Genomic DNA, 12,873 nt, shown 5'->3' on the forward strand with positions numbered 1-12,873 from the left:
CTACTAAAGGAGTGTGATCATGGCGAGGAGTATGTGGAAGGGTGCGATCAGCTTCGGTCTGGTGCACATCCCGGTCGAACTGTACCCGGCAACCAGCGACAACGACCTGGACCTGCACATGCTCGACCGGCGCGACTTCTCGCCGATCGGCTTCAAGCGCTACAACAAGAACACCGGCAAGGAAGTCTCCTGGGACGACATCATCAAGGGCTATGAGTATGCGACCGACGAATACGTGGTGCTGTCCGACGAGGACCTGCGCCGCGCGAATCCGGAGGCCACGGGCACGATCGACATCCTGGCCTTCGTCGATGCCGAACAGGTGCCGCTGATCTACTACGAGCAGCCCTACTACCTCGCGCCCGGCAAGGGCGGCGACAAGGTCTATGCGCTGCTGCGCGAGACCCTGCGCGAAGTCGGCAAGATCGGCATCGCCAACGTCGTCATCCGCGTCAAGCAGCACCTGGCGGCGCTGGTTTGCGTGGGCGACACCATCGTCCTCAACACCCTGCGCTACCCGGACGAGATCCGCCCCACCGACGAACTGAAGATTCCCGACGAGAACTCGAAGGCGGCCCAGCTCACGGAAAAGGAACTGCAGATGGCCAAGGCGCTCGTCGAAGGAATGAGCGAGAAATGGAAGCCGCAGAAGTACCACGACACCTATCGCGAAGACGTGATGGCGATGGTGAAGAAGAAGATCGCGGCCAACCAGACCAAGACCATCACCATGCCGGAGCCGGACCAAGACAAGCCGAAGAAATCCAACGTCATCGACCTGGTCTCGCTGCTGCAGGCCAGCCTGGGCAAGAAACCGGCGCCCGCGCATGCGGACGGCGACGGCGACGACGATGACGACCCGCCGCCGCGCAAGTCGCGCAAGCCGTCCAGCGACGAGGACGAGGACAGCACCGACTCACCGCCGCCGCGCGCCCGCAAGACGGCTTCGTCCCCCACCGTGCATGCGCGCGCCACCGCGGCCAAGAAGCCGGCTGCAAAAAAGACTGCGACGAAGACCTCCGTTTCGAAGGCGCCCGCCAAGCGCACGGCGGCTGCGTCGAAAACCGCCACGGCGGCCAAGACCCCGGCCAGGCGCAGGAAGGCGGCCTGAGTGGACTGGGATACGCTGATCGATCTGCTGCAATGGCCGGCGATGGCGGTCACCCTGGGCGCCGCGTTTTTAGTGGGCGCACGCCATGCCAGGCGGCGGATTTTCGGCTTCTATACCTTCATCGTCAGCAACCTGCTGTGGATCGTGTGGGGCGTGCACGACGAGGCCTGGGCCTTGATTGCGCTGCAGGCGGGCTTGTGCGCGATGAATGTGCGGGGGATCGTGCGGAATCATAAGGAGGCCGAAGCCGAGACCCGCAACGAATCCGGGGCCCAGCCCGCCTCATAAGGCCAGCGCCCGCGCCAGCCACGGATAGCGCGCATGGCGGCGCGCTTCGAAGGCTGCGATATCGCTCGCATGCGCCAGTGACAGCGCGATGTCGTCCTTCCCGGCAAGCAGATTCTCGCGGACGAATGGCGAGATCGCAAAGCGCTCCGCAATGCCCGCCCCGGTAACGGTCTGGGCGCGCAGGTCGACCTCGAGCAGCAAGGGCTCCGGCCCGCCGGCGGCCGCGAACAGCCGGTCCATCGCTTCCACGCCCAGCGGCACGGCCAGCAGGCCGTTCTTGTAGCAGTTCCCCATGAAGATGTCGGCAAAGCTGGCCGCGATGACCACCCGGAAGCTGGCCTGCAGCAGCGCCCAGGGTGCGTGCTCGCGCGAGCTGCCGCAGCCGAAATTGCGGCGTCCCAGCAGGATGCTTGCCTGGGCGTAGCGCCGGTCGTTCAGCACGAACTCTGGATTCCTCGGCCGCGCCGCATGGTCCATGCCGGGTTCGCCGATGTCGAGGTAGCGCCAGGCGTCGAACAGATTGGGACCGAAACCGGTCCGCTCGACCGACTTCATGAACTGCTTGGGGATGATGGCGTCGGTATCGACGTCGTCGCGGTCCAGCGGCGCGGCCACACCGCGCAGTACGGTAAATGCTTGCATGACGGCTCCTCAGGCGAAAAAGGACGTGACGTCGACGGGATGGCCGGCCAGGGCCGCCGCCGCCGCCATCGCGGGACTCATCAGGTGGGTGCGGCCGCCGGCGCCCTGGCGGCCTTCGAAGTTGCGATTCGAGGTCGAGGCGCAGCGCTCACCCGGCTGGAGGCGGTCCTCGTTCATCGCCAGGCACATCGAGCAGCCCGGCTCGCGCCACTCCATGCCGGCTTCGACGAACACCCGGTCGAGGCCTTCGCGTTCGGCCTGCAGCTTGACCAGCCCGGAGCCTGGCACCACCAGCGCCTGCTTCACGCCGGCCGCCACGCGTCCGCCCATCCGCAGCACGACCTGCGCCGCGGCGCGCAGGTCCTCGATCCGGCTGTTGGTGCAGGAGCCGATGAAGACCCGGTCGAAGCGCAAGCCGTTCAATGCCTGTCCCGGCTCCAGGCCCATGTAGTCGAGGGCGCGCCGCATCGATGCGCGGCGTCCCGCGTCCTGTTCCTGCGCCGGATCGGGCACCTGTCCATCGATGTCGCCGGCCATCGCCGGCGAGGTTCCCCAGGTCAGGCGCGGGCGCAGGCCGCCGATCTCGAGCCGCACGCGGCGGTCGAACCGGGCATCCGGATCGCTGGCCAGGCCACGCCAGTGATCGACCGCCTGGCGCCACTCCTCGCCGCGGGGCACGCCGGGCCGGCCTTCCAGCCAGGCGATGGTGGTATCGTCGACCGCCACCAGTCCGGCGCGCGCGCCCGCCTCGATCGCCATGTTACACAGCGTCATCCGGCCTTCCATCGACAGTGCGCTCACGGCGCTGCCGCCAAACTCGATCGCCATACCATTGCCGCCGTCGGCGCCGATCTGCGCGATCACGTACAGGATCAGGTCCTTGGCCGTGCAGCCGGGTGCCAGGCTGCCCTCCAGTTCGACCAGCATGTTGCCGCTCTTTTTCATCAGCAGGGTCTGGGTCGCCAGCACGTGCTCGACTTCGGAAGTCCCGATACCGAACGCCAGCGCGGCGAAGGCCCCGTGTGTGCTGGTATGGGAATCGCCGCACACCACGGTCATGCCGGGCAGCGTGGCGCCCTGCTCGGGGCCCACCACGTGCACGATACCCTGGCGCGGATCGAGCAGGCGCAGCTGGGCGATACCGTGGGCGTCGCAGTTCGCTTCCAGGGTCTCGACCTGCATGCGCGACAGCGGATCACGGATGCCGCCGGCGCGGCCACTGGTCGGTACGTTGTGGTCGCACACGCCCAGGCTGGCGCCGGGCCGCCAGACCACCCGCCGCTCCAGCGCCAGGCCGGCGAAGGCTTGCGGGCTGGTGACTTCGTACAGCAGGTGGCGGTCGACGTAGAGCTGGGCGGTACCGTCGTCTTCGACGCGGACCACATGCTCGTCCCACAGCTTGTCGTAAAGGGTTCTGGCTGCCGTCATTTGATACTTCCTTTCAACAACATGATCAAAAATGAGCGCGCTCTATTTATTTCACATGGCGAACTCGATATACTTTCCATATGACAGACACCGACGACACCACCGCCCCCAAGCTCGGCCTGCGCGAACGCGGCAAGCTGGAAAAGCGCCGCCGCATCAAGCAGGCCGCGCGCAAGGTCTTCCTCGACAAGGGCTACGAGGATGCCACCACACGCGAGATCGCGAACGCCGCCGAGGTCGCCATTGGCACCCTGTTCGTGTATGCGAAAGACAAGCGCGACCTCCTGATGATGATCATCAACGACGATCTCGACCAGGTGAACGACGAGCTGGCAGCCCGGCGCTGGGAAGGTCCACTGATCGACCAGCTGACCGGATTTTTCGGCCGCCGTTACGCCTACTGGGCGAGCGAGCCGCGCCTGGCCCGCCCCGCTGTCCAGGAAACCTTCGACTTCCTGTCGCGCGGCACCGGCCAGGGACCGGAGACCGCCCGCTTCTACGGCCGCCGCGGACGCATCGTGGAGCTGCTCGAAACGATCATCCGTGCCAAGCAGGACGCGGGGCGCATCGGGCGCGAGCATGCCGCCGCCGACATCGCCTCGCTGTGCATGACGATCTACCTGACCGAGGTGCGGCGCTGGCTCAACGATGACGATCCTCAGCCCGAGGCCGGCGTGGAGAGGCTGCGCAAGCTGCTGGCGCTGGCGCTGTCCGGGGTGCGGCCGGCCGACGGCGAAGCCACACCCTGAGCCCGATTAGTGCGAACCCGGCAGGCTCACCTAATGTGAGCCCGGCAGGCTCACCTAATGTGAGCCTGCCGCCACCTGGAGGTCGGCGCCGGCGCGGATCGCTCCCTGGCGCAGCCGCAGCAGCATGCCCGAGGCAATGCAGCCCACCAGCATCGGCATCGCGCCCCACAGGAAAATTTCCTGCAGCGGCAACTTCAACGCGATCAGGATGCCGCCCACCATCGGGCCCATGATCGAGCCGATGCGACCGATGCCCAGGGCCCAGCCCACGCCGGTCGAACGGATGAAGGTCGGGTAGGAGCTGCCGGCCAGCGCGTTCAGGCCGAACTGGGTGCCCACCACGAACAGGCCGGCGGCGAACACGATCACTTCCAGCATGGTTTCGCTACGGCTGAACATGCCGATCGAGGCGATCATCAGCGCGGCCAGGGCGAAGAAGCCGACCAGGGGCAGCAGGCTGCCGCGGTCCAGCAGGCGGCTGATGATGATGCCGCCGACAGTGCCGCCAACCTGGAACAGCGAGGTGACGATCACGGCGCGCTGCAGCGGCACGCCGGTGCTTTCGATGACGGTCGGCAGCCAGTTGGCAATGAAGTGCAGCGTCACCAGGTTGGCGATGAAGCAGATCCACAGCAGGATGGTGAAGGGCGCACGCTTTTCCTTGAACAGGTGGCCGGCCGAAAAGCCGGGCCGCTTCTCCTCGTGCAGCACCAGTTCCGTGTCCCGTGCGATACCGGCCTGCGGGAACCACGCCTGCAGGCGGCTGCGGGCGGCCGCCAGGTCGCCCTTCAGGATCTGGAAGCGCACCGACTCCGGCAGGAAGCGTGCGCACAGCGCGGCGACGACCAGCGGCGCGACGCCGCCGGCAACGAACACCGAGCTCCAGCCGAAACGCGGGATCAGGAAGGCCGCGGCGGCCCCACCCAGGGCGGCGCCGATCGTATAGCCGAGGAACATCAGCGTGACCATGGTGGCGCGCAGGCGCTTGGGGGCGTACTCCGTGTTCAGCGCGATCGCGTTCGGCACCGCACAGCCCAGGCCGACGCCGGCGAGGAAGCGCAGCGCCACCAGTTCGGTCAGGCCCGAGACCCAGGCCGTGACCAGGGTAAAGACACCGAACAGCAGCACGCCGCTCAGCACGGTGCGCTTGCGGCCCATGCGGTCGCCCAGGGTGCCGCCCTGGGTGGCGCCGATCATCATGCCGACCAGGCCGGCCGAGAAGGCCACGCCGAAGGCGGCGCGGTTCAGTCCCCAGGCCTTGATCAAGGAAGGGGCGACATAGCCGATCGCCTGCAGGTCGAAACCGTCGACGACCATGACGAGGAAGGACCAGACGATCAGGCTGACGTGCAGCCGGCTCACTCTGGCGTGGTCGAGCAGGTCGACGACGTCGACCTGTTTATGTGATGTATTCATGTGCAAATCCCGATACGGCTGGAAATCAGAAGAAATGATGGATACCGATGCGGCTCACGACCTGGCGGTTGGTGGACGACGGCGCCAGGCCGTTGATCACCGCCAGGCCGTCGCTGGCGCGCTGGTATGCCACCGCAGCATACAAGGTCGTGCGCTTCGACAGGGCAAGCATGTCGATCACGTTGAACTGGGTCCAGCGCACGCCGGCGAAGCGCGAAATGCCGGTCGAGACGCCGACGATATTGAAATTGCCGGTATCGATATCCGTGCCGAGCTCATAGTTCGTCTGGGCGGCCGAGCCCACGCGGTTTTCCAGCTCGACGCGCGAAATCATCGCGTGCGGCGTGAATCGTCCGACGGTGTAGCTCCCGGTGGCGCCCACGCTGGTCGTCTTCGACGATGCGAAGTTCGTGTAGGCGGCGCTCGGCGCCGACGGGTCGCCGTTCGAGAGCGCCTGGCCCAGCAGGCTGCGGATGCCGAGCGTGCCGCCCAGGTTGAAGCTGCGGTCGTTCGACACGGTGTACGCGAGGTTTGCCTTCAGCGGGCCGGCCGCATACTGGGCGCCTGCGCTCCAGTTGCGGTTCTTGCTGCTGTCGCCAGGATTTTCGCCGAAGCCGATCATCGCGCCCAGCTTGAAACCACCCCGGTTCGGGGTCTCGTAGCGGACCGCGTTATCGATCTGGAAGGTGCTGGCCTGGTTGTCCAGGTTCCCCGGATGGAAGAAGTACGAAGACCCCATGATGCCGTTGCTCTGGAAGCGCAGGTAATCGTACATGAAGTCGGGCATGTGCCCGAGAGTGAGAAGGCCGTAGCTGCTGTCCAGGCCGACCACCGCGCGACGGTTGAAGAGGGCCGTGCTTTTCTTGAGCGTGCCGTCGTCGAGATTGAATCCGCTCTCCAGCATGAACATGGCCTTCAGGCCGCCGCCCAGGTCTTCGACGCCGCGGAAGCCGAAGCGGTCCGGCGAGCGGTTGCCGCTGTCGACGCGGGTGTTGCCGCTGCCGCGTTCATTGCTGACATAGCTGATGCCGCCGTCGACGCTGCCGTAAAGTGCCACGCTGGTCTGCGCCATCGCGGACGCGGCCGGCATGCCTGCTGCGCAGGCGGCACAGGCCAGCGCGATCGTTTGCTGCTTGAACATCGAGTCTCCTCCAAAGAGGAAGGCAGCTCGGCCGGGCGCTTGCTGCGCCTCTAGTAACGGCCGCCTTCCGGGTTGTACTACGGGTCTACTGCTTACTGGATCTCCCGCGCCCGCGCGATGCTGGCGATCATCGACGAATTGAGCAGGTAGGCGCGGGCCCTGGCCGGGTCGGCGGCGGTCTGGCGCAGCTCGTCCAGGTGCTCCTTGCGGACGACCGGATCGCGTTCTTCCAGCAGGCGCTTGTTGCGGATCGTGATCGCCTGCACGTACTCGATATTCGTCAGGCGGCGCTGGCGCACGTAGCGGTCCAGCAGGTCCTGGCTCGCGCCCTCGAACACCGCGGTCAGCTTCTCCGCCAGGTTGACGCCGTCGTGGATGCCGCTGTTCAGGCCCATGCCGCCGAGCGGATTGTTGATGTGGGCGGCGTCGCCGGCGATCAGCACGCGGCCGTCGCGGAAATCGCTGGCCACGCGCTGGTGCACGCGGTACACGCTGCGGTAGGCGATCTCGTACTCGCGGTCGGGCGCCAGGAAGCCCTGGATCCGGCTTTGCACGAAGGCGTCGGACAGGATTTCTTCCTCGCTCATCTCCGGCTTCGTGGGGAAGGCGATGCGCCAGATTCCCGGCGGCCCCTTGTGCGGCTGGATGAAGATCGCGCACCACTCGTCAGGATCGGCGACGTAGGCATTGCCCGTGAAGCCCTGCTCGCGCAGGTCATAGGGCGTGGCGAACACCAGGAAGCGTTCGGGCCAGGTAAAGCCATCGAACTCGACGTTCATTCCTTTGCGCACCACACTGTGGGCGCCGTCGGTGCCGACCAGCCAGCTCGCGCGGATCTCGTCTTCGCCGTCTTCCGACTGCACCTTGACCGTGACGCCTTCGGCATCCTGGACAAAGCCGGTGCAGCGATGGCCGAACAGCAGCTTCACGTTCGGCATCGATACCAGGACGTCGGCGGCGATGCGCGACAGCTTGTGCTGTTCGCAATGCAGGCGGAAGGGATGCGGGGTGACGTCGGCCAGCAGGCCGAGGTCGAACTGGGCGACCACGCCGGTGCGGCGGTCGCGGATCTGCCATTCCGGCACCTTGATGCCCTGCTCCAGCATGGCATTGCCCAGGCCCAGGCGGTCGAGCATCTCGACGGTGGGCGGGTGGAAGGTACCGGCGCGCAGGTCTTGCGGGATCTGGCTCTCCGCTTCCAGCAGCACGACTTCGATGCCCTGGCGCGCCAGGGCCAGGGCGGTGACCAGGCCGACCGGGCCGCCGCCCGCGATGACTACGGGTTTCTTGCTCATGATTCTAGTTCCTTGATGATTCACGCCGACCGCTGCTCGCGCCACAGGCCGAGTACTTCCTGCACCGGACGGTCCGAGAAGCTGAAGATCACGGCGTCGTCCGTCCCCGCCGTGATGCGATGCTCGGCCCAGCTCGGGACCACGAACACGTCGTTCGGGCGCGCCGTGAAGCGCTGTTCGCCGATCGCGACCTCGACCTCGCCGTCGATCACGGCAAACACCGTCCCGGCCGTGCAGCGGTAAGGCGCGGTGCCGAAACCGCCCGGCAGCAACTGGATGAACGCGCCCATGGTCGGCATTGGATAGCCGCCGTCGAGCGGATTCGCGTAGCGCAGCTTGTGGCCATGGCAGGCGTCAGGCGGATTGCCGGCCGCGATCGCGCGCAGTGCCGCCAGGGTCTCGGCATACGGATACTTGAACAGCGGCGAAGACGGGCTGGGGGCCTGGTAGTCGACCGGCAGCAGGTTGCTGCCGAAGCGCGCCTTGCTCTCGCCGCCGCGGCGCGCCGGGATCGGAGCCGGCAGGTCAGCGGCATGCTCGGCGAAGCTGGCGTCGAGCATGGCTACCATCGGCACGTCCAGGCCGTCGAGCCAGACCATCGGCGCCGCGCCTTCGTTGCCGTGCTCGTGCCAGTGCCAGGCCGGGGTGATGATGAAGTCGCCGCGCTCCATGAAGGTCTTCTCGCCGTCGACCGAGGTGTAGGCGCCCTCGCCTTCGAGGATCAGGCGGATCGCCGCCTGGGTGTGGCGGTGCGGCGGCGCGATCTCGCCCGGCAGGATCATCTGCAGGCCGGCGTACAGCGAGGTGGTGGCCGCCGCCTGGCCGCGCAGGCCCGGGTTCTCGAGAATCAGCACGCGGCGCACCGCTTCCTCGGCGGTGATCAGGCGGCCGGCTTCGTCCAGGTAGGGGCGGATCTTGCGGTAGTCCCAGTGCACCGGGCGGCACTGCGAGGCCGGGGTGCGGGTCACCAGGCTGTGCAACTGTTCCCACAGCGGGGCCAGGTTGTCCGGGTCGATGCGGCGGTAAAAGTCGCGGCGCGCTTCGAGGGCGCCGGCTTCGCCTGTCGTGGTGGTGTTCATGTCTCCTCCTTCGGCGCGTCTCAGGCGCGGATGGCGACGTCCATCTCGCCGATACCTTCGATATACGCATGCATGACGTCGCCCGGCTCGATGCTGTTCACGCCTTCCGGGGTGCCGGTCATGATGATGTCGCCCGGGTACAGGGTGTAGGCGCGCGAGGCGACTTCGATCAGTTCGGCCACGCCGGTGATCAGGTCGCGGGTGTTCGCCTTCTGGCGGTGCTCGCCGTTGACGGTGATCGAGAAGTCCAGCGCGTCCGGGTCCGCCACTTCGTCGCGGGTGACCAGGTAGGGACCGAGGACCGAATAGGTGTCGGCGGATTTACGGTAGCTGCGGTCTTCGGGACCGCGCACGGTCATGTCGAGGCCGATCGCATAGCCGGCGACGACGCTGAAGGCATCCTCGCGGCCGACGTCCTTGCACTTCCGGCCGATGATCACGGCCAGTTCGACTTCATGGTCGTTGCGGCGGCCCGGGTAGGCGATGCGCACGCCCTCGCCCGCGCCGACGATCGACGACGGCGACTTCAGGAACACACCGAACTTGGCGACCGGCGAAGCGAAGCCATCGTAATCCGGCAGGTGCACGCCGTTGTGGATGCCCTTGTCGGCTTTCGACTCGGCCACGTGCAGCTGGTAGTTCAGCGGCGCGGCGATGATCTTCGACGGGTTGGCGACGGGGCTCAGCAGCTTGACGCTGTCCAGCGCCACGGGGTTGGCGCGGCCCTTCAGTTCCTGCATCTGGCCCTTCAGGCGCTCCAGATGGGCGATCAGCTGGTCGCCCGGCTCGAGCGGCCACTTCAGTGCCGGCAGTTGGGCAGCCACTTCGGTCACGTCGTACACCTGTCCGCCTTCGACCAGGCCGATGCGGTTGTCATTGAAACGGCAAATCTTCATCTCGTGCTCCTCAGGTTCTCACGGTTAACTTTGCGTCGCGCTCTTTTTTGAGCGCGCTCATTTTTGAGTTAGGTCATTATTGAGCGGGACTTGAGGATTGTCAACGAGGATTTGCAGGGGCGAAAAAAAAGGACCCTCGCAAGGGTCCTCATCCATCACGCGGCCGCCGCCGCGGCTATTTCGGCTTGAATCCAAGCGCCTTCATCGCCTTGGTCAAGGTCGTGGCACTCTCCTCATAATCCTCCCAGGGCGAATTCCCGATCGCCAGCCGCTCCCCCACGGTCTTCACCGTCCAGTGCGCCCCCGACCTCAGGTCCATCAACTCGTCCCAGCGCACCGGCACCGAAATCCCCAGTCCCGGCCGCACGCGCGCCGACCAGGCCGACACCGTGGTCGCCCCGCGGCCGTTGCGCAGGTAGTCGATGAAGATGCGGCCGACGCGGTTTTTGGCGCCGCTCTTGTCCGAAAAGCGGTCCGGAATGGTCTTCGCCAGGTGGGTCACGATGGCGTGCGAGAAGTCCTTCACGGTGTCCCAATCGAGCCTGGGCTTGAGCGGCACCACCACGTGCAGGCCCTTGCCGCCGCTGGTTTTCAGGAAGGGATTCAGCCCAAGCTCCTGCAGGAAGGCGCGCACCAGCTGGGCCGCTTCCTGCACTTGCGCGAACGAGATGCCCTCGCCCGGGTCAAGGTCGAACACGAAGCGGTCCGGCGTGTCGTAGCGCTTCTCGACCGCGTTCTGGCTGTGGATCTCGACCACGTTCCACTGGGCGCAGGACAGGATGCCCTCGACTGTGTCGATGCGGGTCATGCGCGGGTGGTCCGGATCGAGGGACTGGTCGAGCTGGCCGACGCCGGGCATCTTGCGTGGATCGACCACGTGCTTCTGGAAGAACAGCTCGCCGCCCACGCCCTCGGGCGCGCGCACCAGCGAGACCGGCCTGCCCTTCAGGTGCGGCATCATCAACTCGCCGACCAGCGCGTAGTATTCGACCAGTTCGAGCTTGGTGACGCCGCTCTCCTGGTCCATCACGCGCTCGCCGTGGGTGACCTTGAATTTGGCCGGCAGGCTGCTGTCCGCCGGTTCGGCCTTGTCTGCCCTGGCTTCCGCTTTCGCTTTCGGTGCCGCTTTCACGGCCGCACGCGTGCGAGGGGCCGGTTTCGCGGTCTCCTGCACATGTCTGGCCTGCTCGCGCACGACGCTCCTGGCCGGCTTGTCCTTGCGCAGGCCCTGGAACACCGGGTGGCGGATCGAATTCGTCGCCGTCCACTCCGAAAAACTGACCTCGGCCACCAGGGTCGGCTTGACCCAGTGGTTGCCGCGGCCGGGGACGGCGCGCGGCGGGAAGGGATTCTCGTCGCTGGCGATGGTTTCCAGGGTCTCGCGCATATGGCGCAGCGAGGCGCCGTTGAAGCCGCTGCCGCAGTTGCCGGCGTAGCGCAGCACGCCTTTCTCGTCATAGTAGCCGAGCAGCAGCGAGCCGATGCCGGTGCGGGCGCCCTGCGGGTCGGTATAGCCGCCGATCACGAATTCCTGGCGCATCCCGCATTTCAGCTTGATCCATTCCGGCGAGCGCCGGTTCACGTAGCGCGAGTCGCGCCGCTTGCCGATCACGCCTTCGAGGCCGATCTGGCAGGCCGCCACCACCAGCTGGCTGGGGTCGGTGCCGAATTCGCTGGAGAAGCGCACGCTGTCGGACGCCTTCTCGGCCAGCACGTCCTGCAGCAGCGGGCGGCGCTGGTCGAGCCTCACCTCGCGCAGGTCGTAGCCCTTGAAGTAAGGGATGTCGAAGATGAAGTAGACGATCTGGGCGCGGTTCGAGCCGTCGAAGGCCAGCTGCAGCAGGTTGAAGTTCGGCTTGCCGTTCTCGTCGTGGACCACGATCTCGCCGTCGTACCAGCCGTCCGGCAGCTTCATGCGCTTGATCTCGTCGCGCAGCGGCCGCAGCTTGTCGGTCCAGTCCTTGCCGTTGCGGGTGACGAGGCGAATGTCCTTGCCCTTGTCGGCGACGCGGGTCAGCATGCGGTAGCCGTCGAACTTGATCTCGAAGATCCATTCCTCGGGCCGTTCGGGCGGGCCGTCGACCAGGGTCGCCAGTTCGGCATTCAGGGTTTCCGGCAGCTCGGCCTTGACCGCGCCCTCGGGCATGGCGCCGCGCCGCGTGGTCTTTGCCGGCTTCTTCGACGGCCTTTCCTCGGCCTTCAAGGCCGCCAGCTTGGCGCGCGCTGCACCGCGATCCTCGGGCGCGCCCGGCATCGGCAGGTCCTTGACGCTGTCCGGCATCTCGTCGACCACCGAGAACTCGGACGCCGGCCGCATGTACTCGTCGTTTTCCTTGATCAGCAGCCAGGGCTCCTGCTTGTCTTCCTCATGGCCGCGCAGGCGCACCAGCACCCAGCGCCCGTGCATCTTGTGGCCGTGCATCTCGAACTTGATCTCGCCCTTGGCATAGCCCTTGCGCGGGTCGCCGACCGGCTCCCAGGTGCCTTTGTCCCAGACGATGACCTCGCCCGCGCCATATTGCTTGGGCGGGATCGTGCCCTCGAAATCGGAATAGGAGATCGGATGGTCCTCGACGTGCACGGCCATGCGCTTGTCGTGGCTGTCGTAGCTGGGGCCCTTGGGCACGGCCCAGCTCTTCATGGTGCCGTCGAGCTCGAGACGGAAATCGTAGTGCAGCCTGGTGGCCCAGTGTTTCTGGATCACGAAGGTGAGCGCGCCGGTGCTGGCGTCGCCCCCTTCCGCGGGTTCCGACGTGATCGAAAAATTCCGCTTGGCCTTGTATTCCTTGAGTGCGTCGGGCATGGCATCACCTGTACATCAGCAGCAA

General features: G+C 66.4%; 11 protein-coding genes. 3 read left to right on the plus strand and 8 right to left on the minus strand.

The annotated features are described in order from the left end of the window. Positions 1-19: 19 nt before the first annotated feature. Positions 20-1,111, plus strand: a complete 1,092-nt coding sequence (gene ku, locus AC1DIX_RS05940; protein ID WP_477322753.1) for a non-homologous end joining protein Ku — start codon at positions 20-22, stop codon at positions 1,109-1,111. Further along, positions 1,112-1,399, plus strand: coding sequence for a hypothetical protein (locus tag AC1DIX_RS05945; protein WP_441933439.1), 288 nt, complete (start codon positions 1,112-1,114; stop codon positions 1,397-1,399). On the opposite strand, the gene leuD is transcribed toward AC1DIX_RS05945, so the two are convergent. Then, positions 1,394-2,041, minus strand: a complete 648-nt coding sequence (leuD, locus tag AC1DIX_RS05950) for a 3-isopropylmalate dehydratase small subunit (protein ID WP_477322755.1) — start codon at positions 2,039-2,041, stop codon at positions 1,394-1,396. The genes AC1DIX_RS05945 and leuD overlap by 6 nt on opposite strands. Positions 2,042-2,050: 9 nt before the next feature. Next, the gene (gene leuC, locus AC1DIX_RS05955) at positions 2,051-3,469 is read right to left on the minus strand and encodes a 3-isopropylmalate dehydratase large subunit (protein ID WP_477322757.1); all 1,419 of its coding nucleotides are present in this window, start codon (positions 3,467-3,469) and stop codon (positions 2,051-2,053) included. Positions 3,470-3,549: 80 nt separating this feature from the next. On the opposite strand from leuC, the gene AC1DIX_RS05960 reads away from it, so the two are divergent. Then, entirely contained in the window at positions 3,550-4,218 is a 669-nt protein-coding gene (locus tag AC1DIX_RS05960; protein ID WP_477250210.1) for a TetR/AcrR family transcriptional regulator, read from the plus strand. Between the two features lie 54 nt (positions 4,219-4,272). On the opposite strand, the gene AC1DIX_RS05965 is transcribed toward AC1DIX_RS05960, so the two are convergent. From AC1DIX_RS05965 to ligD, 6 genes are all read right to left on the minus strand, one after another. Beyond that, a complete protein-coding gene (locus AC1DIX_RS05965; RefSeq protein ID WP_477322759.1) occupies positions 4,273-5,634 on the minus strand; it encodes an MFS transporter in 1,362 nt (453 codons plus the stop codon). 25 nt (positions 5,635-5,659) lie between these two features. Beyond that, a complete protein-coding gene (locus AC1DIX_RS05970; RefSeq protein WP_477322761.1) occupies positions 5,660-6,775 on the minus strand; it encodes a porin in 1,116 nt (371 codons plus the stop codon). 92 nt (positions 6,776-6,867) lie between these two features. Beyond that, the gene (locus AC1DIX_RS05975; protein WP_477322763.1) at positions 6,868-8,070 is read right to left on the minus strand and encodes an FAD-dependent oxidoreductase; all 1,203 of its coding nucleotides are present in this window, start codon (positions 8,068-8,070) and stop codon (positions 6,868-6,870) included. A 20-nt stretch (positions 8,071-8,090) separates the two neighbouring features. Then, positions 8,091-9,149: a gentisate 1,2-dioxygenase gene (gene gtdA / locus AC1DIX_RS05980; protein WP_477322765.1), complete on the minus strand. Its 1,059-nt coding sequence runs from the start codon at positions 9,147-9,149 to the stop codon at positions 8,091-8,093. Positions 9,150-9,169: 20 nt separating this feature from the next. Next, positions 9,170-10,045, minus strand: a complete 876-nt coding sequence (locus tag AC1DIX_RS05985; RefSeq protein ID WP_477250220.1) for a fumarylacetoacetate hydrolase family protein — start codon at positions 10,043-10,045, stop codon at positions 9,170-9,172. 175 nt (positions 10,046-10,220) lie between these two features. Continuing rightward, positions 10,221-12,848, minus strand: coding sequence for a DNA ligase D (gene ligD, locus AC1DIX_RS05990; RefSeq protein ID WP_477322767.1), 2,628 nt, complete (start codon positions 12,846-12,848; stop codon positions 10,221-10,223). Positions 12,849-12,873: the final 25 nt, after the last annotated feature.

The sequence above is a fragment of the Massilia sp. 05N420 genome (assembly GCF_056397205.1).

Bases quoted from the DNA above. Each gene is read 5' to 3' on its own strand.
- gtdA (WP_477322765.1), bottom strand. From the start codon at position 9,149: ATGAACACCACCACGACAGGCGAAGCCGGCGCCCTCGAAGCGCGCCGC.
- AC1DIX_RS05985 (WP_477250220.1), bottom strand. From the start codon at position 10,045: ATGAAGATTTGCCGTTTCAATGACAACCGCATCGGCCTGGTCGAAGGC.
- AC1DIX_RS05970 (WP_477322761.1), bottom strand. From the start codon at position 6,775: ATGTTCAAGCAGCAAACGATCGCGCTGGCCTGTGCCGCCTGCGCAGCA.
- ligD (WP_477322767.1), bottom strand. From the start codon at position 12,848: ATGCCCGACGCACTCAAGGAATACAAGGCCAAGCGGAATTTTTCGATC.
- ku (WP_477322753.1), top strand. From the start codon at position 20: ATGGCGAGGAGTATGTGGAAGGGTGCGATCAGCTTCGGTCTGGTGCAC.
- leuD (WP_477322755.1), bottom strand. From the start codon at position 2,041: ATGCAAGCATTTACCGTACTGCGCGGTGTGGCCGCGCCGCTGGACCGC.
- AC1DIX_RS05965 (WP_477322759.1), bottom strand. From the start codon at position 5,634: ATGAATACATCACATAAACAGGTCGACGTCGTCGACCTGCTCGACCAC.
- leuC (WP_477322757.1), bottom strand. From the start codon at position 3,469: ATGACGGCAGCCAGAACCCTTTACGACAAGCTGTGGGACGAGCATGTG.
- AC1DIX_RS05975 (WP_477322763.1), bottom strand. From the start codon at position 8,070: ATGAGCAAGAAACCCGTAGTCATCGCGGGCGGCGGCCCGGTCGGCCTG.
- AC1DIX_RS05960 (WP_477250210.1), top strand. From the start codon at position 3,550: ATGACAGACACCGACGACACCACCGCCCCCAAGCTCGGCCTGCGCGAA.